Genomic DNA, 24,610 nt, shown 5'->3' with positions numbered 1-24,610 from the left:
ATGCTTATACTTCTTTTACGCAGACGATTAAGTTGTTTTCTTCTTTTTATACTGCTTTCTTTTAGCTTCTCTTCTCAACAAGTCTTTGCTGAACCTACCACACAATTTTCTGAAAATGCACGAATTGTCTCTATCGGTGGTTCTCTAACGGAAATTGTTTATGCATTAGGCGCTCAAGACCAGCTTGTTGCCCGTGATAGCACAAGTGTTTATCCTAAAGAAGCCCTCAAACTTCCAGTGCTTGGTTATATGCGTGCTCTTTCTCCTGAAGGTGTTTTGTCTCTGGCTCCAGAAGGTATCTTGCTCGTTGAAGGAAGTGGCCCTCCTTCTACAATTGAAATTCTCAAAAAAACATCAATTCCTATCGTGATCATACCAGAAGACTATTCTCGAGAAAGTGTCATAGGAAAAATTCGTCTCGTTGGAAAAGCCATCCATCGTGAAGCACAAGCTGCTGCATTAATTCAAAAAGTGAGCCGCGATTTTGTAGAAAATGATGCTCTTTTGGCAAAAGTAACGAAACCAAAGCGTGTCCTTTTTATTTTGTCCGTGCAAAATGGGCGCGTTATGGCATCTGGAACAGATACAGCGGCTGATGGTATCATAAAACTTTCAGGGGGTATCAATGCCATTACTGATTATAAGGGGTATAAACTTCTCAATAACGAGGCGTTATTGAAAGCAAATCCTGATGCTATTTTGCTTATAACACATAGTGGAAGATCTATGAATCTTGAAAAGCTTTTAGCTATACCCGCAATTCAAGCAACAACTGCCGCAAAAAATCATGCTATTAAACAAATGGATGCTATGTACCTTTTAGGATTTGGTCCACGCACTGCATACGCATCAAGAGAACTTATTCATATGCTTTATGGTGCAAACCAAAACGGTAAAAACGGATAGAATTGGTAGAGAATCCATCCATGTTTTATGCATCTGAAACAAAAAAAAATAAAAAAATAAATCGCGAGAATTTGAGAAAAATACTCTTATTCAGTCTAATAATATTCCTCATCTTTAGTATTTTAAGCGGACTTTTAAATGGTGCTTCAAATACTTCTTTCTTTGATTTTCTTTATAGCATGTTTACACAAGAATTTTCTGTCAGTAGTAAAACACGCGATTATCTTATATTTATTGATATCAGGCTTCCTCGCGTTATCTTAGGATTATTGATCGGGGCAGCTTTGGCTGTCTCTGGTGTTCTAATGCAAGGACTTTTCCGTAATCCTCTTGCAGATCCTGGTATTGTAGGTGTATCAGCAGGAGCCGGTCTTGGTGCTGTTTTAGCAATTGTTATTGGTTTTGCCTTTCCCGTTTCATTTGCACCTTTTCTAGAGCCATACAAAGTTATTATAGGCGCTTTTTTGGGTGGGCTTTTATCAACAATTGTTCTCTACATCATAGCGACGCATCATAACTTTACCTCTATTGCAACCATGTTGCTTGCCGGTATCGCCCTTGGTGCCTTAAGCAGTGCAGTTGTTGGGACATTAATTTTTATCGCAAATGACCAACAATTACGCGATATCACTTTTTGGAGTCTTGGCTCTCTTGCGGGGGCGACATGGTTGAAAGTATGGCTTGTTCTTCCTTTTATCTTTATTGGTCTTCTTTTTTCCCCCTTTTTATCACGAGCACTTAATGCCCTTGCGCTTGGAGAAGCCGTTGCTGGTCATATCGGTTTTTCTGTTCAACGCGTTAAAAATATTGCTATTCCCCTTGTTGCTCTTATGTGTGGAAGTGCTGTTGCTGTCAGTGGTGGTATCGGTTTTATTGGTATTATTGTCCCTCATATTTTACGTCAGCTCATTGGTCCTGATCACCGCTATCTTATTCCTTATTCTGCTCTCTTGGGAGCAGCATTGCTTATTTTTGCTGATACGTTTGCACGCTTAATTGTTGCTCCCGCAGAATTGCCAATCGGAATCGTAACAGCACTTTTTGGTGCCCCCTTTTTCCTATGGATTCTTATATGCAAACGAGGGACAGACTTTTCATGATTGAAGCGACAGATATTTGCGTTCAGCGCGGAAAAAAACAGATTCTTAGCCACATTAATCTTCAAGCTAAAAGTGGAGCTTTTACCATCATTATCGGTCCCAACGGATCAGGAAAAAGTACTTTTGTCAAAGCATTGAGTGGGGAAATTCCTTACAGTGGAAAAATAACCTTAAATGGTTATGATGTACGCCAAACAAAAACTTGTGAAATGGCAAAAATGCGAGCCGTTTTACCACAATCAACGACACTCGTATTTCCATTCTTAGTCCATGAAGTTGTAGGGCTTGGTCTTTCTGTAAACCAAATTACCATTACCAAAGCCGAATTACAAAACCTTATCCAAGAAGCTTTAGAGCGCGTTGACCTTTCTGATTATGGAAACCTGTATTACCACCAATTATCAGGTGGAGAACAAGCGCGTGTACAACTTGCACGTGTTCTTTGCCAAATCTGGAAACCCATTTATAATGGAATTCCTCGTTGGATGATATTAGATGAACCTATTGCTAGCCTCGATATTCAACATCAAATTATCGTTATGGATATTGCAAAACAATTTGCCCATTCTGGTGGTGGCGTTCTTGCTGTTCTTCATGATCTCAATCTTGCGGCACATTATGCAGATAACATGATCTTGCTCAAGGAAGGAGAGGTTTATTGCGAAGGAAATGCAACTCATGTTTTGACAACACAAAATCTCCACGATGTTTATCATTGTTCTTTAAACGTTTCTGAACTACCTAAAGAAGATATCCCTTTTATACTCCCTCAAACAGCATCCTCCTATGAAACGAGATCTCAAAAGTTTTCAACTTCAATCTAAAAATTAAAATTCATAGAAAAATAAAACATGTAAATATTAAAGAGTCTGTTTTATTTTTAAATGAACTCATTTTTGTCCTTTTTATAAAAATCGAACACACCGTATTTTAGATAAAGCCGCCTATTTAAAATCTTTTAAAATTTTACGTGCATAGAAATATTGGAGATTTTGTTTTGCGATTAATTTATATAATATAGATATGGGTTCTTCTGCTCTTTCAATAACTTATTTTATAAAAATAATCCAAGAAATATGTCCAAACTTAGATGTATTATATTTTCTAAATTCCCAATAGAAATCAAATCCCTTTCTTCAATTTATAAAATATTTATTTATGGTTTTAATGGCATTATTTTTTATGACACATATGCTTTAACTATTTTTATAAATAGACAAATATTAATTTATAATGATTACTGATACACCTCTATAGTAACAGTATATCAAATCATGTTTTTGACTTTTCTCCCTCTATTTACAAATTGTTTTTTGCCTCTTTCAAATGTTGTAATAAGATAGTTTTTTCTTCACATGCATAAAAATAACGCGGAATTGCTCCGCGTTAATAAAATTATCAAAGTGTATAGGTACTTTATTCCCCGATCATACTCATGATTTTATAGCATAGACAACTGTTGTATTAACGGGTCGCGTTTCTGTCTCACCCGTATGGGAAAGAGTTATCTTGTGTGTATGTGCACCAGAAGAATCTGTTGTCCCTTTCAGGGTTGCATTATAGGTATAATAATTGGGTAATCTCCCGATATTACCAGTTGGCCATCCAACTCCTTTATACTCAAAATCGTGCACATGCGCTCCTGATTCTTCAACGGCCCCAATATGCGTATGTGATTTTATGCTATCTTGTTGTTCATCTGCAAATTTTCTATCCTCATCTAGACCCCGACCATTATCAAAGCCACGTAAAAACATGCCTCTAAAATCAGGAACTTTAAAAGTTGTATCGCTATCTTTTCCCCATTTATCACCTATAGCCTTGAATAACTGCGGATAATCTTCACGCTTATAGGCCTTACCATCACATAAAAGCCAACCATTCGGTATATTTTGCATAGCAAATGTTGCAATGAATCCAGCAGGAAAACTTTCTATCTTTGGTGGTGTAGGATTTAATAAATACCAACCCTCATGCTCTTTTATTAAAATATCATTATTGTACACTATTTCATAAATACCATCTGTTTGTAGCTCTCCCCCTTCTAACGGTATAACCCCCGCAGCGGTGGCTTTATAGATAAGCTTTTCTCCTACATTATTAACAGTTATTGTTGTCGTACCAACATTCACGCCACGAGCTTTAAAACGCACGATGATATCATTGTTGTATTTCTTTATCGGTGAAACTGTCTTTAAGGTAATTAATGTTGTTTTATCTTCCGCATTTACCATAAAGTGTGAGTCAATAGATCCACCATTATCTGCAAGATATTCACGCACGCGCTGCATCATCGCTCGTGCACTGTCATTGACAGAACTAGGCGGCTGACCTTCTGCCCAATTAATAATATTATCTGAATGAGCATTTTCATCAGCCTTTAGCGACCAATCGTAAATATTAGACATTATAAATCCCCCATTATTTTCATCGCTTTTCTCATAATTTCTTGTTCTGTGCTCTAAAATGGTCCTACCGCATTAGGGCATCATAACCACTGCACCATCCGTATTTTAGGCATTCTTTCTCTCTTCACTCCTTCTCATTTCATAAGCTAATTTCATTAAACTTTTTTCATAACATTAGTTTTAATGCTTCCACTTCTAATGTGTAATATCGCCACCTCATCTGATGTTACTTGATAGCTTTTTTATTGCTTCACTATCGTTATAGAGTTGTATTTTTAAGTCTTGCATCTTGTTGCAAAGCTTACAAATATTGTTCAAATTTTCCCTTATTATGGATTTCATATAAGCACTATTGAATGCAATAACTTATCATCTGCATAGAAAGTTTCTGATTTAAATTTTTAATGAAACATTTTATTTTTCAATATGTTAAACTTATCTTTTGACGATGATTTCTATTAAAAACTCAAAAGTTAGCTTCAAATTCTTTGCATGCCTCATTATGTTTTTATTTACATGCAGATACTTTGTTCTATTTCATTCAATTTATTCCTGAAATTATGTTATGAGATCAGCACCTATGTTTTTTGAATAGGCTGATTTCAACCTCAGTGTATCATAGAGAACATATTTGATATGATAATTACTTCCCTTCAGTGAACTGAAACACTAAGAAAAAACACAGAATTTCCTCAGATATGAAGGTTGTACCCGATCTGGATATTAAGAAGCATAACCTCGCCCCCCAAGCCTTTATAAACAGATTTCGCAAATTCTTTAAAACCAACGCCCCGTAACCGCTTGCTCTCACTTACTGAAAACAGCTCTCTCTATATGCGTATTTTATTATATGTATATTTTTTTTGCAAGAACAATAAATCCTTCTCAAAATAATCTCGCAATTATTGGTATTCTCCTTCAATTCATTACAATATCAAAGTAAGCATTCTCGAAACTATTTTGCTAATTCATCTGTCTCATCAACCCAAACAAAAAATGCTTCAGCAATTTAACATTTGCTATCCCCTCAACTATCAAAGATAACTTCTTGATATTATAGTTTATCACTTCGTAATACCTATTTTTATTCTTTAAAAATACACCAAAATCGTTAAAAATATATCTTTGTGATTGACAATATCCGTATTTAAGCCAATCATATCGGTGCTAACAAAAGTGTTTTACATGGGGGGAGTGCAGATATTATTTAGATATTGCATAAATCTTTTCAAAATAAATTTTCTTAAGCTTTGTTGAAGATCGCTTACTATAAAATGTTATAAGCATTTCTTCATTCAGGAGCACATGATTGATCATTTGAATATATCCCCATACCACCTTGTTTTTGAACTCTGTGTTTAGAAGGAAAAAATTTGTGCCTAAAAATATTCCATCAATCAGTTGCAATCCCTTGCCCGCCTCACGCAAAATTTATCAACAAAGTCCTCTCTTTTCTGATGTGCGTGTTCCATTGCGTGAAATTTCATTGACCGATGGGTGTGGTGAAAAACCTTTAAATGTTTACGATACTTCTGGTCCCTATACTGACAAAGAGGCAATCATTGATCTTACAAAAGGCTTACCCGCAATTGGCTCATCTTGGCTCTCTAAGCGTGCTGATACTGAACCTTATCCTGCGCGCTCAGTTAAACCTGAAGATAATGGATTAACGAACTCTCCTATACCAGCCTTTGAAAAAAAACGACCTATTTTACGAGCCAAAAGTGGTAAATCAATTACACAAATGGCATATGCACGTGCAGGTATTATTACGGAAGAAATGGAATATGTTGCTATACGAGAAAATGAAGGGCTCGCAATAAAAGATCAACAAAAAGCGCAATCAAATCCATTGGGTGGAGAAATACCAGAAATTTATACTGCGGAATTCGTTCGGAATGAAATTGCAAACGGACGCGCTATTATTCCCCAGAATATCAATCATCCAGAATGCGAACCCATGATTATTGGACGCAATTTTCGTGTTAAAATTAATGCCAATATTGGCAATTCCGCCGTAACATCTTCTATGGCAGAAGAAGTTGATAAAATGGTTTGGGCTATTCGTTGGGGTGCTGATACAGTGATGGACCTCTCAACAGGGCGAAATATTCACAATATTCGTGAGTGGATTATTCGAAACTCCCCTGTGCCCATCGGAACTGTTCCTCTTTATCAAGCACTCGAAAAAGTACAAGGTGTTGCTGAAAATTTAACTTGGGATATTTTCCGTGATACCCTTATAGAGCAAGCAGAACAAGGCGTTGATTATTTTACTATTCATGCTGGCTTAAGGTTACCCTTTATTCCGATGACCATTGATCGTGTAACAGGTATTGTTTCACGAGGCGGTTCTATTATGGCAAAATGGTGTCTTCATCATCATAAAGAAAGCTTTCTCTATGAATATTTTGATGAAATTTGTGATATTGCGAGCACATATGATATCTCTCTTTCCTTAGGAGATGGATTACGCCCCGGCTCTATTGCTGATGCTAATGATGAAGCACAATTTGCCGAACTTAAGACTTTAGGAGAATTAACAAAAATTGCTTGGAAAAAAAATGTACAGGTTATGATTGAAGGACCAGGGCATGTTCCAATGCACAAAATTAAAGAAAATATGGAACAACAGCTTGATCTCTGTCATGAAGCCCCTTTTTATACTTTGGGACCTCTTACAACTGATATCGCTCCTGGTTATGACCATATTACATCAGCAATTGGTGCAGCTATGATTGGATGGTTTGGAACCGCTATGTTGTGCTATGTAACACCTAAAGAACATTTAGGGCTTCCCGATAAAGATGATGTCAAAACGGGAGTCATCACTTATAAAATCGCTGCTCATGCAGCTGATCTTGCAAAAGGTTTGCCTAGAGCACAGTTGCGCGATAATGCTCTTTCACGTGCACGATTTGACTTTAGATGGCATGATCAATTTAACCTGTCTCTTGATCCAGAAACAGCTTGTGCCTTTCATGATGAAACAATGCCGAAAGATGCCCATAAATTGGTACATTTTTGTTCCATGTGTGGACCAAAATTCTGTTCTATGCGTATTTCCCACGATATTCGTGATGCTGCTGCACTCCAAAAAACAAAAGGTGAAGGTATGGTTGCTATGGCTGAAAAATATCAAGAAAGTGGTGATCTTTATGTTAATGTTGCTCAAAAAAAGAGAGTAAACAGTTGAAGAATATTCTTATCAAAGGTGCGGGGGTCGGTGGTTTAACGGTTGCTTTTATGTTACAACAAAAAGGCGCTCATGTTACTGTGTCGGCCCCTCCTTCTTCTCCTATAGGAACGGCAAGTTGGTATGCGGGAGGAATGCTCGCGCCTTACTGTGAAAGAGAAAATGCTGAACAAATTGTTGAAGACCTTGGTGTACAAGCCATAAAATGGTGGTGCAAAATATTTCCAGATCTTGTTATACAAAAAGGAACTTTAGTGGTAGCCCCTATGCGCGATAGAGGTGAACTTGAACGATTTTCAGAACGGACACATTATTATAGAGTTATAAACGATGAAGAAATAGCGCGCCTTGAACCTGATCTTGCAGAACATTTTAACCATGCACTTTTTTATGAGAATGAAGCTCACCTTGATCCTCGTAAAGCACTTATTGCTTTAAAAGAACACCTGATAAAGAATGGTGCATGTTTTGTTGATGTCAAAACATCTGAAACAGATTTTGATATGATCATTGATGCAACAGGAATAGCACGTTCAGGAAAAGATAAAAATATACGGGGGGTGCGTGGTGAAATGCTGCTCCTACGCAGTAGGGATATTAAACTTTCCCGCCCAATTCGTCTTCTTCATCCCCGTATTCCGCTCTATATTGTGCCGCGGCAAGATAATATTTTTATGATTGGTGCAACGATGATTGAAAGTGACTTTGATGGTGCAATTTCTGTGAGATCAATGATGGAATTGCTCAACGCTGCCTATACATTGCACCCAGCTTTTGCTGAAGCAGAAATTATTGAATCTGGTGTCGGGGTTCGTCCAGCTTATCCTGATAACTTCCCTTCTGTATACAAATATGGTAATCACATTTCTATGAATGGATTTTATAGACATGGTTTTCTTTTATCTCCAGAAATGGCAAAACGAGCAATGAAATTGGCATTGGAGTAAAACATGCAGATATTTGTTAATGGTGAAAAACTTCAAACAGAAGCTACTTTTCTTAATCTCTTGCTTGTGGAATTGGGATATGAAGGGAATTGGCTAGCAACTGCTGTTAATGCTGAAGTTATTCCTATAGAGGCGCGCGACCAATTTATTTTGCATGAAGGAGATAGAGTAGAGATTTTAAGCCCAATGCAAGGAGGTTAATATTCATGTTGAATCTTTATGGACGCGAATTCTCATCCCGTCTTATGTTAGGTACAGCACAATACCCTTCCCCTGCAATTCTGCGTGATGCCATTTATAAATCGAATACAGAAATTATAACCGTTTCATTACGCCGAGAAAGTGCTGGTGAAAAACAAGGAAGGCAGTTTTGGCAATTCCTTCAAGAGCTTGATATAACGATACTTCCCAACACCGCTGGTTGTTACACTGTTAAAGAAGCGGTGACCACAGCCCATTTAGCACGAGATCTCTTTAAAACCTCTTGGATTAAACTCGAAATTATCGGTAATTCAGATACCTTACAACCCAATGTTTTTTCTTTAATTGAAGCAGCAAAAATTTTAAACAGTGAAGATTTCAAAATCTTTGCCTATACAACCGATGATCTCATTGTTGCTGAAAAGCTTCTCGATGTTGGTTGCCGTGTCATTATGCCTTGGTGTGCCCCTATTGGATCAGCAAAAGGTCCTCATCATACCGATGGGCTGCGTTCTATCCGTGCTTACCTTCCTGATGTTACTCTTGTTATTGATGCTGGCATTGGGCGTCCATCCCATGCGGCTGTTGCTATGGAACTGGGTTATGACGCAGTGCTTCTTAACACCGCCGTTGCTAAAGCAGGTAATCCTGTTTTAATGGCTGAAGCATTTTCTAAAGCTATTCAGGCAGGGCGTATGGGATATAAAGCAGGTATTCTCGAAGCACGCAATGTAGCAGTTCCTTCAACGCCCGTTATTGGTAAAGCGGTATTTTGATGAAACTGGATCCATTTTACCTCATCGTTGACAATGCTGATTGGATTGAACGCTTGGTTCCTCTTGGTGTCAAACTCATACAATTGCGTATGAAAAACGAAGACCTTCAAACAATTAGGCAACATATCAAGCGCGCAAAAAACATTTGTGATCAATGGGGAGCACAATTAATTATTAATGATCATTGGAGCATAGCCATTGATGAAAAATGCAATTTTATTCACCTTGGACAAGAAGATCTAAGCAATGCAGATCTTCCTGCAATACGTAGAAATGATATAAGATTTGGTCTTAGCACCCATGATGAACATGAATTAGATATCGCACTCTCTGTTCATCCTGACTATATTGCTCTTGGACCTATTTATCCAACAATCTTAAAAAAAATGAAATGGCAACCTCAAGGCTTAGAAAAAATCAAACAATGGAGAAAATGGATTGGTACTTTACCTTTTGTTGGCATTGGTGGTTTAAACCCAGAACGCGCAATAGATGTTTTGAAAGCAGGAGCTAATAGCGCGGCTGTTGTCACCGACATTATCCTCCATAAAAAACCCGAAGAGCGGGTAGAACAATGGCTCAAGGTGACCCAACCATGGCGTTGACACCCTCTATTCTCATTGTTGCAGGCACTGATCCAACAGGAGGCGCTGGTATTGTTCGTGATATAGAAACAGCTGCATATTTTCACATCAAAGCAAGTTTAGCGATCACTTGTGTGAATGTACAAGATGATCATCACGTCGCTGAAATCGTGCCCATGAATGAGAAACTTATCGCCGCGCAAATGCGTAACGCTTTAGAGGCTCATTCCGTCAATGCAATAAAAATTGGCATGACAGGAAATCAAGAAATTATAGCAGCAATTTGTAATGTGCTTAAAGATTATCCCCATATTCCAGTTATTCTTGACCCTGTACTGATTGCTTCATCAGGAGGAAAACTAACGACAGAAGAAATCATAGAAATTATGAACAATCAGCTTCTCCCATATGTTACTCTTTTAACACCCAATAGAGATGAACTTGCTCTTCTTAGCCAAACCCCACTGGCATCTCACCATGAAGAGGCAGTACAACAAGCAAAAAAACTTTTGTCATTGGGCGCTCGTGCTATTTTAGTAAAAGGCGGGCATGCAGAGGGGCCTCTTGCCATTGATAGCTTCATTGACAAAATGGAAGTCATCAATATTTCTGCTCCACGTTTAAAAGGAACAATGCGTGGCACAGGGTGCATTCTCTCAAGTGCTATTGCAGCCCATTTGGCACTCAATGAATCTCTTATTTCAGCTGTAAAAAAAGCAAAAGCATATACCCACACCTTGCTTTTAAATAATTGTAAAAACAGTTTTTAAATAATACTCACTTATATCAAAGTAATATTTATGTATTTTTATCCAAAATAAATAGTATTTTTAAATAAAAATCATAAAGAGAAATATGTCATTCATACCACTTGCGTTCCGTAGAGAATTCTTTTACCTTGAAAAAACTAGTTTGTTTAAATAGCGCAATTTAAACAGATTGTACATTTAAAGATGTATATAATCGCAAACATTCGCATTTTAAGATTTGTCTTTTTTTGTGAAAAGAGGAAATGCTGTTAGCGTTTTTATGCATGAACAAACATATTTATAAAACTTGAAGGATAATTTTGTTTGATCTATAGTTTTTAGGTCATTAGAAAAAATAAAATGTTAAATCAAACGCCGTGCTCAATTTCCTATGAAGAACTCTTAAACTTTTATAAAGAAAGTGGTGCGGATGCTGTCTTGGAAGATTTACCTATTGATCGTTTTAAGCAATCTGTTTGTTCAGAGAAAAAATTAACATCTGTTGTGAACGTTTCTCGTCATCAACAAACATTCCCCTCAACATCTTCAACCGTAAAATTAGATCATCAGCCGCTGTATAACTCTAAGGCTATACAAAACGAACCTGAAGCTATAGAGAGCGCAAAAAGAGCCCAAACACTTGATGAATTAAAATCTGCTCTTCTTGCATTTAATGGCTGTTCATTAAAATTGACAGCCAAAAACACCTGTTTTTCAGATGGAACAGCAGGAAGTCCCCTGATGCTCATAGGCGAAGCCCCAGGACGAGAAGAGGATATACAAGGCATTCCTTTTGTAGGAAAAGCAGGGATGTTACTGAATAAAATTCTCGCATCAATTGGCTTAACAAGAGATAATGTGTATATCGCCAACACTATTCCTTGGCGTCCACCAGGAAATCGGACACCAACACCAAGAGAAGTTGCCTTGTGCCGCCCTTTTATTGAACGACACATTTATTTAGCGCGTCCTCGTGTGCTTATAGCACTGGGAGGCGTTGCTGCACAGTTTCTGACCGGATCTCAAAGTGGGATTATCCGAACACGAGGGAAATGGCATATTTATGAAAGTGAGGATAATATAAAAATACCTGTTATGCCAACTTTCCACCCTGCCTACCTTCTTAGAACCCCTAGTCAAAAGAAGCTTACATGGATAGACTTCTTAGAAGTAAAAAATCGCCTCGATAGTCTTTTGTAATTCTTTAATCCTATCTTGCTTCTGAAATTAAACACTTTCTTTAACTCTTAAAATATGAATGGGAAAACTATGGAACAGCCAACAACATCTATTTATCGTTTGGAAGACTACCAACCAACCCCTTACACTATCCCCAAAACACAACTTTCTTTCCAATTGGCACCCACAAAAACCTATGTTACCGCCCTATTGTCCATTGAACCCCGTCACAATACAAAAGAATTCACACCTCTTGTACTTTCTGGAGATGATCTTACTTTAATTTCTGTTGCGATTAATGGTGAGACATTAGCCCCAAACACTTATAAAGTCACGCCTTCACGTTTAGAAATTACAACGCCACCAGCGGTTCCTTTTACATTAAAATTGGTTACGGAAGTGAATCCTGAAAGCAACCGCCAACTTATGGGGCTTTATCTTTCAAATGGTGTTTATTGCACACAATGTGAATCGGAAGGGTTTCGTCGTATGACTTATTTTTACGACCGCCCAGATGTTCTTTCTACCTATAAAGTGAAAATTGAAGCAGACTCCCAAACAGTCCCAATCTTGCTTTCAAACGGTAATCTCGTGGAAACAGGAACTTTAGAGAATAATCGCCATTTTGCCATTTGGGAAGATCCTTATCCTAAACCATCCTATCTCTTTGCTTTAGTAGGTGGTGATCTTGATAAGTTAGAAGACCATTTTACAACTGTATCTGGACGACGTATCAAGCTTGGTATTTATGTAGAAAAAGGAAAAACTAAACGCGCTGCTTATGCAATGGATGCTCTCAAACGTTCCATACGTTGGGATGAACAATGTTTCGGGCGTGAATATGATCTTGATGTTTTCAATATTGTTGCTGTTTCCGACTTTAACATGGGCGCAATGGAAAACAAAGGACTTAACGTTTTTAATGATAAATATGTTCTTGTTGATCCTGAAACAGCAACCGATCAGGACTATAGAAATGTTGAACGTGTCATTGCCCATGAATATTTCCATAACTGGAGCGGTAATCGTATTACCTGTCGCGATTGGTTTCAGCTCTGTTTAAAAGAAGGCTTCACTGTTTATCGTGATCAGGAATTTTCATCAGATCAAAATGTACGAAGCCTACAGCGAATTAAAGATGTAAAAACATTAAAAGCAACGCAATTTGCCGAAGATGCCGGACCTCTCGCTCATCCTGTTCGCCCTCGTCAATATAGCCAAATTAATAATTTTTACACCACAACTGTTTATGAAAAAGGTGCTGAAGTTGTTCGCATGATACGGACTATTTTAGGTCCCTCTCTGTTTCGTAAAGGTACTGATCTTTATTTTCAACGTTATGATGGACAAGCTTGTACAATTGAAGATTTTATCTCTTGTTTTGCTGAAGTGTCTGGTCAAGACCTCTCTCAATTCATGCTGTGGTATGAACAAGCTGGAACCCCCAATATAGAAATCGATAGTCATTACAGCAATGGTGTTTTAACAATTCATGCAAAGCAACATATTCCTGCCACCCCACAACAAAACACAAAAAAGCCCATGCTTATCCCTATCGTATTTGGCTTGTTAGGATCTCATGGAGAAAGCCTTGCTTATGAAGCGGAAACAGGTATTCAATCAGACATTATGCTTTTATCCAAGGAAAGCCAAACCTTTACATTGAAGGGGCTTCGTGAAAAACCCGTTTTATCACTGCTGCGAGATTTTTCTGCGCCAATCATTCTACACACGCCATTCAATGAAAGTGAACTTATTTTTCTTGCACAACATGATGACAATCACATCAATCGCTGGCAATCTCTTAACCATTTAATGGTGCAAGCTTTGACTCAAAGCATTCAAGATAAAACACAGACAAAAGCAACACTCCCTTCTGCTTTGCTAAAGCTCATTGAAACAATCATAACAGATGAAAACTTAGAGCCTGAATTTCGTGCCTTCTGTTTAAATTTACCTAGTGAAGTTGAGCTTGCGCATACAATCGGTACAAATATTGACCCAGATCGTATTCATTATGTCCGCAATCAGTTTTTAGCTTCACTTGCACAAACCCATCAAGAGCTCTTAACAAAATTCTATGAGCAGATGCAAACCCTAGAGCCCTATTCACCAAACACTGTACAAGCAGGAAAACGAGCATTAAAGAATATCATACTGGATTATCTTTCCATTGCTGAGAACAATCCAAATCGTGCGGCGACACAATATGCAACAGCTGATAATATGACTGACCGAATGGCAAGTATTGCTGTTCTCGTAAAGCGTTTTAATGAAAGTAAGCAGGCACAAAATGCTTTAAATGATTTTGAAAACCGCTATCGGCATGACCCTTTGGTCATGGATAAATGGTTTTCGGTTCAAGCAATGGTTGCTGGTGCAGAAACACTTGAGAATGTTCAAAAGCTCATGCAACACCCGCTATTTTCAAAGGATAATCCTAACCGTGTACAGTCTTTGATCGGTGTCTTTGCATCTCACAACCCCACAGGCTTCAACAGGACGGATGGAGCATCTTATCATTTTCTTTGCCAAATCATTTTGGAAATTGACAAAAAAAATCCACAGCTTGCTTCCCGATTATTAACAATGATGCGCTCTTGGCGACAATTAGAACCCATTCGGCAACAAAAACTTGAAACGGAATTAAAAACAATTGCTTCTGCACCAAAATTATCAAGTGATGTTGCTGATATCATCAATCGTCTGCTCACTTGAAACAAAAAAATATTTTAAATCAATATACTATAATATTTTTGAAATAAATTCTATAAACATCTCGATCATCACTAAACCGATAAACAGGCACTCTAAACCTGTTTATCGGTCATGTTTCAAATACCTTTTCCTTTTCATATTCCACATTCATAAAAGTAAAATACTTTTTTTTAAAAAAAAGACTGGACAGAAGACTCCTGTTTTGATTCACTGCGCTCTCATGGGGTTTACTCATGAAGATCGAAGCAGTTTTTAAATCACATTATTCCGTAATTAAAGGAACAAGAGATGACTAAATTGGACGCATATAATGCGCCAACGGAGATATATGCTGATTCAAAATCGAGCGCTCAAAGTCATAAAGCGCAGACAAAATCTATTCATCTGTTTTCTGGCTCTGACTATCAAAAACTTCTTTTTATTGAACCTTGGTTACGACGCTCACTGCCATTTTTCATTGTTGCATTTCTTATTGTCCTTGCGGTAATTCGTTTTGTATCAATCCATGATTGGCGCAATACAATTGATAAAAGCACGCGTTCTACCCTCACGCTCTTAGCTTCTCATATTACCAATACAATTGATCGTGACTTATTGGCTGTTTCTCAGAAAGGAAAAGTCTCTACCCTTTCTCATAGTCATTTACAAGATATTCTCGCCACTTTTCGCAATCAAGATTTTATTAATCCCAGCGCTCTAATCGCCATTGTTGATCAAAAAGGCCATGTCTTGGCTTCATCCAGTTCAGAGATCGTCTTAGGAAAACCTTTGCAAGATTTTATCTCTGACAGCATTGCTTTACAATCTCTTGGACAACGCGCTGGAATTATGAAAATCACAATAGGCAAGGACACTCCTGCTCTTGCTTCATTTCACCAAACGGAAAATGGGCAATATGGCGTATTCATTAGCGAAAAGATGCAAGATAGCGCTATAAAATGGCGCAAATTTTTTTCGCTTAATATAGCCCTCTTCATTGGAACGAGCAGTATTATTCTTGTTCTTCTTTATGCTTATTATAATCAACTTTTACGAGTCCGTAAGACAGATCTTGTTTCAGAAAAAATTCAAAACCGTATTGATATGGCAATGATGCGGGGGCGTTGTGGATTATGGGATTGGAATATGGCAAGTGGACGCGTCTATTGGTCACGAGCAATGTACGAAATGCTTGGCTATGTCCCTCAAGATGCATTGCTCTCAATTTCCCAAATTAGCGCCATTATCAATCCCAATGATGCCAATTTTTTTGACCTTGCTCAAGAATTAATGGGAGGCAAAAAAAAACATATCGATATCAATATTCCCATGCGTCATGCTGATGGTCATTATGTATGGATGCGATTTCGTGCCGAAATTACTGAAGAAGAAGAACCCCATTTGGTTGGTATTTCTTTCGACATTAGTGAACAGCAACAATTGGCTGAACAAACAGCTCAAGCTGACCTTCGCATCCGTGATGCGATTGAAAATATTTCAGAATCTTTTGTCTTGTGGGATGCTGAAGAACGTTTAGTCATGTCTAACAGCAAATTTTGCGAATATGCCGCTATTCCTAAACAAATTCTACAATCAGGGATCCAACGTGCAACCGTCGAAGCCATGGCCCGCCCTGCACTCAGTGAATATCCCCTCAAAGATGATGGTGCCGGTAACTTAACCAGTATTCGCCAAACAGCAGATGGTTGTTGGCTTAAAATTAATGAACGGCGAACCCAAGATGGAGGATTGGTTTGTATTGGTACTGATATTTCTGAGCTTAAACAGCAACAGGAAAAATTTGAAGACAGTGAAAGACGTCTTTTTTCTTTTATTCAAGAACTCAAACGCACAAGAGGAAGTGCTCAACAACGTGCAACAGAAGTTGAAAAACTTAATAAAAGTCTGAAAGCAGAAAAAGAGCGTGCCGAAAGTGCTAATAAGGCTAAATCAGAATTTTTAGCCAATATGTCTCATGAATTGCGCACACCTTTGAATGCTATTCTCGGCTTTTCAGATATCATGTTACAATCAACTTTTGGCCCCCTTGGTTCACAACGTTATAAGGAATATATGCATGATATTTACAATTCAGGGACCCATCTTCTAACCCTTATCAATGATATCCTTGATATGTCAAAAATCGAAGCTGGACGATTTACACTTGATTGTAAAAACACCGATCTTGAACCCATCATTAGTGAAGCAGTACGAACACTAACGCCTCAGGCTCAAGAAAAAAATATTGCTGTTACAACAAATATCACCCCAGAACTTCATGCTGAAGTTGATGGGCGTGCAATGAAGCAGATTTTCCTTAATCTCATCTCTAATGCCGTTAAATTTACGCCTTCTGGTGGAAATATTAATGTTTGCGCTTTCAAGAAAAAAAATAACCTTATTTTTAAAATTACAGATACAGGTGTTGGTATTCCGCAATCAGCCATCAAAAAACTTGGGCAGCCTTTTGAACAAGTTGAAAATCAGCTTACTAAATCCCATACGGGCTCAGGTCTTGGACTAGCTATTTCACGCTCCTTATTAGAACTACACAAAGGGAAACTTGAAATTACTTCAAAAGAAATGAAAGGAACAACGGTAACGATTATAATGCCCATCACGCAAAATTAAATTTGTTTTTAATTTCCTCATTTTGTTCCCGTTGTAGCAAAATCTGTTTCCGTTTAACGCCCCAACGATACCCTGAAATAAAACCATTTTTACGCACAACACGATGACAAGGAATGATGACAGCCAATTCATTACGTGCACAGGCATGAGCAACGGCACGAAAAGCATTCGGCATACCCACACGGCACGCTAATTCCTCATATGAAATTGTTTCACCACGTGGTATACTACATAATGCCGCCCATACTTTTCGTTGAAAAACTGTACCATTTATATCTAAGGGAAAATTATATTTCTTTACCAACTTAGGCGTTTCTATCATGGCTATAATATGAGCAACTTCTCTCTTAAATACATTGTCACCCACAACTTGTTGTGCATCACCAAATCGTACCATGAACTCCTGTAACAATTGCTCTGTCGTATCTCCTAAGGCGATATGAAAAATCCCTTTTTGAGATTTTCCCACCAAAAGCTTTCCTATGGATACATCTTTAAGACAGAATATTCTCTTTTGGGAAATGTTCAGCATTTTAACTTTCTCTATAATTAAAGAAGTTTTGAACATTATCTATAAAATAAAGAGAGAGTATTTACTATCTTTTAAATCCAAACATGATTATCCTGAAATTATCTTCTTCGTTATTGTACTAAAATACACTCTCACTATTTTATGGAATGGCATCATACGGAGATTGGCTTTCTTCCTACCTTTTAAAAGTCAAGACTTCGACCAGCGCCGCTCTATCAACAATCTAGCCTCTTCTCTCACAGTTTTCAACTTCAACCACTTCAACTATGGTTCACTTCATAAACTCTTATGATAAATCCTAGATTGAATTTTATCACACATTCTAACAAAAAACACCTCATGTATAAATTTGCGTGCCCCATATCGCCCTCTAAACAGCAATATTTTACGAAATAACACAATAAGTTTTCCATTTCATGTTACGAAACTCTATCGAACTATAAATAATGGTTCATGTTTTATTCCCTAGGAATGCTTGAATATTCTTGCTCTTCGGAGCACTCTCATTTTCTCATCAAAGGTTATCTTTTTGATATACTGATAAGGTCACTCAACCTAAAAAAGAAATTTATCTTTAATTTTATGAAAAAAAGCATGGAAAAGGTATTTTAGTGCTTACTTTCTTTGTCACTTAACTTATAAAATAACTGTAGCCTCAGAACTTAAATATTTTTCTTGCCACAATCGTACACGGATATTTGTCATAGGAAAAAGCCATGCCCAAACGCACAGATATAAAATCCATTCTTATCATCGGAGCAGGACCTATTATCATTGGTCAGGCATGCGAATTTGATTATTCAGGCACACAAGCTTGTAAAGCGTTAAAAGAAGAAGGATACAGAATTATTTTGGTCAATTCTAATCCTGCCACGATTATGACAGATCCAGATCTAGCGGATGCAACTTATATAGAGCCCATTACGCCTGAAATCGTTGCCAAAATTATTGCCCATGAACGCCCCGATGCCCTTTTACCCACGATGGGAGGACAAACTGCTCTCAATACTGCTTTATCATTAAAGCGTATGGGTATTTTAGACCGCTATCATGTTGAAATGATAGGGGCCAATGCCGAAGCTATTGATAAAGCGGAAGATCGTGCTTTATTTCGCCAAGCGATGGCAAAAATCGGTTTGGAAACACCGCGATCTATGTTAGCCAATGCGACAGAACTGAAAGAAGAAAATCGCCGACAACATGCAAAAACGCGTGCTGAACTTAAAGAAAAACTTTCTGGTGCAGCCCTTGACAAAGCCCTCGAAGAACTTGAACGCACCTGGCGACAGACCGAAGCTGATCGCAAACAACATTATATTGCCCATGCAACAGCAAAAGCAGTCCAAGCGCTTGATGTTGTTGGGCTTCCAGCTATTATTCGTCCTTCTTTTACCCTTGGTGGGACTGGCGGTGGAATCGCGTATAACCGCTCTGAATTTTATGAAATTATTGAACGGGGGCTTGAAGCTTCTCCTACAACAGAAGTTCTCATTGAAGAAAGTGTTTTAGGGTGGAAAGAATATGAGATGGAAGTTGTTCGTGATAAGAACGACAACTGTATCATCGTTTGTTCTATTGAAAATATTGATCCTATGGGAGTTCATACCGGTGATTCGATCACCGTAGCCCCTGCCCTCACCTTAACCGATAAAGAATACCAATGTATGCGCAATGCTTCGATTGCTGTCTTGCGTGAAATTGGTGTTGAAACGGGAGGATCCAATGTACAGTTTGCTGTCAATCCTGAAAATGGGCGTCTCATTGTTATTGAAATGAATCCGCGCGTTTCTCGCTCTTCAGCGCTTGCTTCAAAAGCAACAGGTTTTCCCATTGCCAAGATAGCAGCAAAACTAGCCGTTGGCTATACACTTGATGAATTAAAAAATGATATCACAGGTGGTGCAATACCAGCATCATTTGAGCCTTCTATTGACTATATTGTGACAAAAATTCCTCGTTTTGCTTTCGAAAAATTTCCTGGGTCATCACCTGTTCTGACGACTGCGATGAAATCTGTAGGAGAGGTCATGGCCATTGGACGTACTTTTCAAGAGTCATTACAAAAAGCACTCCGTGGACTTGAAACAGGACTTACTGGTCTTGATGAAATTGTCATCCCAGAACATGCTGAAGGTGATGAAAAAAGTTCTATACGCTCAGCCATTGCCATCCCAAGCCCTGATCGTCTGCGCTATATTGCTCAAGCCATGCGTGCAGGCTTACCCTTAAATGAAATTCACCAAATCAGCAAAATTGATCCGTGGTTTTTAGAACAAATAGCCTCCATCATTGAAATGGAGCAGCGTATCCGCATCCATGGCTTACCCCAAGATGCAGATAACTTACGTATGTTAAAAGCTATGGGATTTTCAGATGCGCGATTAGCCACCCTTACCGGACAAGAACCCGATGATATCGCCGCTTTGCGTAAATCACTGAATGTTAAACAAGTCTTTAAACGGATTGATACTTGTGCTGCTGAATTTTCTTCTCCTACAGCCTATATGTATTCAACATATGAAGTCCCCTTTACCGGCGTAGAACACTCTGAAGCACATGTTTCTGAACGCAAAAAAATTGCTATTCTAGGTGGTGGTCCAAACCGCATTGGGCAAGGGATTGAATTTGATTACTGTTGCTGCCACGCGGCTTTTGCACTGCGTGATGCAGGCTTTGAAGCAATTATGATTAACTGCAATCCTGAAACCGTTTCAACTGACTATGATACCTCTGATCGTCTTTATTTTGAATCTTTAACAACAGAAGATGTTATCGCTATTTTAGAAACAGAACAAGAAAAAGGCGAACTCGTTGGAGTCATCGTTCAATTTGGCGGACAAACACCATTGAAATTGGCAAGCGCTCTTGAAAAACACAACATTCCCATCTTAGGGACTTCACCTGACGCTATCGATTTAGCAGAAGATAGAGATCGCTTTCAAAAACTGTTATTTAAACTTAATTTAACACAACCTAAAAATGGAATTGCCCACTCTATCGAACAAGCACGCCTTATCGCCCATGAACTAGGCTTCCCATTGGTTGTACGTCCCTCTTATGTTTTAGGAGGACGTGCTATGCAAATTATTCGTGACGAGCGAAGCTTGCAAAATTATTTACTTGAAAGTGTTCCTGAATTAATTTCAGAAGATATCAAAGCCCGTTATCCAAACGATAAAACAGGACAAATCAATATATTGCTTGGTAAAAATCCGCTTCTCTTTGATACCTATCTAACAGAAGCCATTGAAGTAGACGTTGACTGTCTCTGTGATGGAAAAGAAACACTGATCGTTGGGATTATGGAACATATTGAAGAAGCAGGGATCCACTCCGGTGATTCAGCATGTTCTTTACCAGTCCATACACTCTCCCATAGCATAGTCGCTGAATTAGAGCGCCAAACCAAAGCATTAGCGCAAGCACTTCATGTTCGTGGCTTGATGAATGTACAATATGCCGTTAAAGATGAAACAGTTTATGTCTTAGAAGTCAATCCCCGAGCTTCACGGACGGTTCCATTTGTTGCAAAAACAATTGGTCGCCCTATTGCTAAAATGGCTGCACGTATTATGGCAGGAGAAACGCTGCACAATGCTCTTCAAGCTTATAGTGGATTGCCTTCTTCTCAGAAAAAGCAACATATTGCCGTTAAAGAAGCCGTGTTTCCTTTTGCCCGTTTTTCAGGTGTTGATACGCTTCTTGGTCCAGAAATGCGCTCAACCGGTGAAGTTATGGGAATTGACTATGAGTTTGCGCTTGCTTTTGCTAAAGCCCAACTTGGAGCTGGTGTAAAACTCCCTAAGGAGGGAACTTTATTCGTTTCTGTAAGAGATGAAGATAAAAAACGCATCTTAAATCCTGTAAAACGTTTAAAAGAGCTTGGCTTTTCTGTTGTTGCCACAAGTGGAACACAAAAGTTTCTTACCGAACATCATATTGAGGCAAAAAAAATCAACAAAGTTTTAGAAGGACATCCCCATATTGAAGATGCTATTCGTAATCGTCAAATTCAATTGATTTTTAATACAACCAGCACAGCCAGTGCCATCTCAGACTCCAAATCATTACGCTATGCAGCACTCATGCAAAATGTCCCCTATTATACAACAATAGCGGGTGCTAAAGCCGTCGTAGAAGCAATCAAAGCACTCAAAAAAAAGCGCCTTGAAGTACGTTCACTACAAAGTTATTTCAATTGAATTTCTTGCTATATGGAAAAGCATACGCTTTTTGATACTCTTTCTCAATTTTTTCTTTGTGTAAAAAACAAGCTTTAATAGCAATTAAAGCTTGCTTTTTATTCTAAAGGCTCCTATATGAGTTTTATCGAATTTTCGGTTACGTGACTTTCTTTCCTGTGCACTCTGCACTTTTGACGAAACCTCTCCCACCTAATTTCGATCTACAACCGTATTGAAGAATTATAGCTTCAGTACACAATATAATTATATATCTAAGGAGTTTCCTATGTCTACAGGAACAGTTAAGTGGTTTAACACAACAAAAGGTTTCGGATTCATTCAGCCTAGTGATGGCAGTGCAGATGTGTTTGTACACATTTCTGCCGTTGAACGTTCTGGTCTAAGCAACCTTAATGAAGGACAAAAAATTTCTTATGATGTTCTTCAAGATCGTCGTTCAGGAAAATTTGCCGCTGGCAACCTTGCAGCTCTTTAAAGTTTAAATTCTGCAATATTTTATTTAAAAATCTTCGTCTATAACGACGAGGATTTTTTTTATTTTGTAGAAAACAAAATTGGCCTTAATAAAAGAAAATACTGCTTTTCTATTTTGCACAATTTATCAAGATATTCCTATTCTTCTTCTAAAACTTTTATAATCCTTAAAAGAAGAATTCCTTGTTAAAATTCTCAAAAAACAGCACTATAAAAAACCGTGTCAGAGTATTTTAGAAGTTTTTTATTGCATACAATATAATCTCTTATAGAATATCTTTAAAGCAATAACTATTTATTGATATAATACAAGGATTTTAAATTATGGCTTTTATCGCCGACAAGCTGTCTCGTATCAAACCTTCTGCAACAATTGCTGCTTCCCAAAAAGCCCGTCACTTAAAAGCATTAGGGCGCAATGTTATTGCTTTGAGTGCTGGAGAACCAGACTTTGATACCCCAGACAACATCAAAAACGCAGCCATTGAAGCCATTCGAAGGGGAGAAACAAAATATCCTCCTATATCTGGAATTCCAGAATTACGTCAAGCAATTTCTGCAAAGTTTAAAAGAGAAAATAACCTTCTTTACCAACCAGAACAAATTATTGTTGGGACCGGTGGAAAACAAATTCTCTTTAATGCTTTGATGGCAACGTTGAATAAAGGAGATGAAGTCATCATTCCATCGCCTTATTGGGTGAGTTATCCAGAAATGGTCGCGCTTAACGAGGGTACACCTGTCTTTTTAGAAACAAAAGCGGAATTTTCTTATAAACTCCAACCACAAGAGCTAGAAGCTGCTATTACCCCCAAAACAAAATGGTTTATCTTTAACTCTCCTTCAAATCCATCGGGAGCCGCTTATACACATGATGAATTGAAAAAACTCACGGATGTTTTAGTAAAATATCCTCATATCTATATCCTTTCCGATGATATATATGAACATCTCACGTATGAGGATTTTACCTTTGTGACTCCCGCTCAAGTAGAACCAACGCTTTATGAGCGTACACTCACAATGAATGGCGTTTCCAAAGCCTATGCAATGACGGGCTGGAGAATCGGTTATGCAGGTGGTCCACAAGAACTCATTAAAGCTATGGATATCATTCAAGGACAGCAAACATCTGGCACGAGTGTTATTTCACAATGGGCTGCTGTTGAAGCACTCAACGGGCCTCAAGACTTTATTGTTAAAAATAAAAGTATTTTTCAAGCACGCCGTGATCTTGTTGTTGCCATGCTAAACCAAACTCCCGGTATTCATTGTCCAACACCCGAAGGTGCTTTTTATGTTTATCCTTCTTGCGCAGGACTTATTGGCAAGAAAACACCGAATGGCCAATGCATTCGGAATGATGAAGACTTTGCTCTGGCACTTCTAGAAACAGAAGCTGTTGCTGTCGTCCAAGGGTCTGCTTTTGGACTTGGATCAACTTTTCGTATTTCTTACGCAACATCAGGAAAATTACTTGAAGAAGCTTGCACACGTATCCAACGCTTTTGCAACAGTTTAATTTAAAGTTTTTAACATCATCTCTTGCGATTATTTTTTGCCCAATGTCAATCTATCTAATAAAATACCGAAAGCTATATTAAAAATAGAACCTATCGATTCAGCAAAGGTATTCATGAATAAACATAATAAAAAATAGAAGCTGTAGATATAAAGATCAAAAAACAGCGATTAAATAAATAAATCAGTCTATTGTTATGAAAGATGAAAAACCTGTTTAGCTTTTCTCTATCCAATTTATAACACTAAGAAAAACTTCGTACTTTTAAAACAATCGCCCTTATAATTAAACTGCCTTTACAATTAAACCTTTTCTATTTATGGGGCTTCCTTTTTGCCTGAAAATGAAGAAGTGTCTCTCCCTCTCCGTTGTGTAAATAGTTTAATTTCTCTTAAGTTTTCGCTATTAATCACTTAATTGACTTTATAAATTTTATGAACAATCCCTCAATATTCGCCCTCATACTCTCATAAAAAACACTTCATCTATAAAGTGTTACATGC

General features: G+C 38.0%; 17 protein-coding genes. 15 read left to right on the top strand and 2 right to left on the bottom strand.

Going from position 1 to position 24,610, the window contains the following annotated elements; translation table 11 throughout:
• From CER18_RS01365 to CER18_RS01355, 3 genes are read left to right on the top strand one after another with little or no spacing between them, the layout of a single operon-like run.
• On the top strand, positions 1 to 906 hold the full coding sequence (locus CER18_RS01365; RefSeq protein WP_100128325.1) for a heme/hemin ABC transporter substrate-binding protein: 906 nt from the start codon (positions 1 to 3) through the stop codon (positions 904 to 906).
• Between the two features lie 20 nt (positions 907 to 926).
• Entirely contained in the window at positions 927 to 2,006 is a 1,080-nt protein-coding gene (locus CER18_RS01360) for a FecCD family ABC transporter permease (RefSeq protein ID WP_100128324.1), read from the top strand.
• Positions 2,003 to 2,830 (top strand): heme ABC transporter ATP-binding protein, encoded by an 828-nt coding sequence (locus CER18_RS01355; protein WP_100128323.1) that lies wholly within the window; start codon positions 2,003 to 2,005, stop codon positions 2,828 to 2,830. The genes CER18_RS01360 and CER18_RS01355 overlap by 4 nt, the downstream gene beginning before the upstream one ends.
• Before the next feature lie 609 nt (positions 2,831 to 3,439).
• Here CER18_RS01355 and CER18_RS01350 read toward each other — a convergent pair.
• The gene (locus tag CER18_RS01350; protein WP_100128322.1) at positions 3,440 to 4,414 is read right to left on the bottom strand and encodes a phage tail protein; all 975 of its coding nucleotides are present in this window, start codon (positions 4,412 to 4,414) and stop codon (positions 3,440 to 3,442) included.
• Between the two features lie 1,375 nt (positions 4,415 to 5,789).
• Here CER18_RS01350 and thiC point away from each other — a divergent pair.
• The 9 genes from thiC (at position 5,790) to CER18_RS01305 (ending at position 17,374) form a co-directional block, all read left to right on the top strand.
• A complete protein-coding gene (thiC, locus tag CER18_RS01345; protein ID WP_100128321.1) occupies positions 5,790 to 7,610 on the top strand; it encodes a phosphomethylpyrimidine synthase ThiC in 1,821 nt (606 codons plus the stop codon).
• Positions 7,607 to 8,557: a glycine oxidase ThiO gene (gene thiO / locus CER18_RS01340; RefSeq protein WP_100128320.1), complete on the top strand. Its 951-nt coding sequence runs from the start codon at positions 7,607 to 7,609 to the stop codon at positions 8,555 to 8,557. Before thiC ends, thiO begins: the two co-directional genes overlap by 4 nt.
• A gap of 3 nt (positions 8,558 to 8,560) precedes the next feature.
• Positions 8,561 to 8,758 carry a sulfur carrier protein ThiS gene (gene thiS / locus CER18_RS01335; protein ID WP_100128319.1) on the top strand — a complete coding sequence of 66 codons (198 nt, stop codon included), beginning with the start codon at positions 8,561 to 8,563 and terminating at the stop codon, positions 8,756 to 8,758.
• A gap of 5 nt (positions 8,759 to 8,763) precedes the next feature.
• Entirely contained in the window at positions 8,764 to 9,534 is a 771-nt protein-coding gene (locus CER18_RS01330; RefSeq protein ID WP_100128318.1) for a thiazole synthase, read from the top strand.
• A complete protein-coding gene (locus CER18_RS01325) occupies positions 9,534 to 10,139 on the top strand; it encodes a thiamine phosphate synthase (protein ID WP_100128317.1) in 606 nt (201 codons plus the stop codon). The genes CER18_RS01330 and CER18_RS01325 overlap by 1 nt, the downstream gene beginning before the upstream one ends.
• Positions 10,130 to 10,888 (top strand): hydroxymethylpyrimidine/phosphomethylpyrimidine kinase, encoded by a 759-nt coding sequence (locus tag CER18_RS01320; RefSeq protein ID WP_100128316.1) that lies wholly within the window; start codon positions 10,130 to 10,132, stop codon positions 10,886 to 10,888. The genes CER18_RS01325 and CER18_RS01320 overlap by 10 nt, the downstream gene beginning before the upstream one ends.
• A gap of 339 nt (positions 10,889 to 11,227) precedes the next feature.
• A complete protein-coding gene (locus CER18_RS01315) occupies positions 11,228 to 12,067 on the top strand; it encodes a uracil-DNA glycosylase (protein WP_100128315.1) in 840 nt (279 codons plus the stop codon).
• A gap of 69 nt (positions 12,068 to 12,136) precedes the next feature.
• The gene (gene pepN / locus CER18_RS01310; protein ID WP_100128314.1) at positions 12,137 to 14,764 is read left to right on the top strand and encodes an aminopeptidase N; all 2,628 of its coding nucleotides are present in this window, start codon (positions 12,137 to 12,139) and stop codon (positions 14,762 to 14,764) included.
• 288 nt (positions 14,765 to 15,052) lie between these two features.
• Positions 15,053 to 17,374, top strand: coding sequence for a PAS domain-containing sensor histidine kinase (locus tag CER18_RS01305; protein ID WP_100128313.1), 2,322 nt, complete (start codon positions 15,053 to 15,055; stop codon positions 17,372 to 17,374).
• On the opposite strand, the gene CER18_RS01300 is transcribed toward CER18_RS01305, so the two are convergent.
• A complete protein-coding gene (locus CER18_RS01300; protein ID WP_100128312.1) occupies positions 17,361 to 17,906 on the bottom strand; it encodes a methylated-DNA--[protein]-cysteine S-methyltransferase in 546 nt (181 codons plus the stop codon). The genes CER18_RS01305 and CER18_RS01300 overlap by 14 nt on opposite strands.
• 716 nt (positions 17,907 to 18,622) lie before the next feature.
• Between CER18_RS01300 and carB the strand changes: the two genes are divergently transcribed.
• From carB to CER18_RS01285, 3 genes are all read left to right on the top strand, one after another.
• Positions 18,623 to 22,108 carry a carbamoyl-phosphate synthase large subunit gene (gene carB / locus CER18_RS01295; RefSeq protein WP_100128311.1) on the top strand — a complete coding sequence of 1,162 codons (3,486 nt, stop codon included), beginning with the start codon at positions 18,623 to 18,625 and terminating at the stop codon, positions 22,106 to 22,108.
• A 268-nt stretch (positions 22,109 to 22,376) separates the two neighbouring features.
• Complete coding sequence (locus CER18_RS01290) at positions 22,377 to 22,586, top strand: cold-shock protein (RefSeq protein WP_100128310.1); 210 nt, start codon at positions 22,377 to 22,379, stop codon at positions 22,584 to 22,586.
• A 323-nt stretch (positions 22,587 to 22,909) separates the two neighbouring features.
• Positions 22,910 to 24,112 (top strand): pyridoxal phosphate-dependent aminotransferase, encoded by a 1,203-nt coding sequence (locus CER18_RS01285; protein ID WP_100128309.1) that lies wholly within the window; start codon positions 22,910 to 22,912, stop codon positions 24,110 to 24,112.
• Positions 24,113 to 24,610 lie beyond the last annotated feature (498 nt).

The organism is Bartonella tribocorum, from assembly GCF_002777915.1.
Classification (GTDB): domain Bacteria; phylum Pseudomonadota; class Alphaproteobacteria; order Rhizobiales; family Rhizobiaceae; genus Bartonella; species Bartonella tribocorum_A.
The sequence above is the reverse complement of the archived record's forward strand: the minus strand, read 5'-3'. Positions and strand labels throughout refer to the sequence as shown.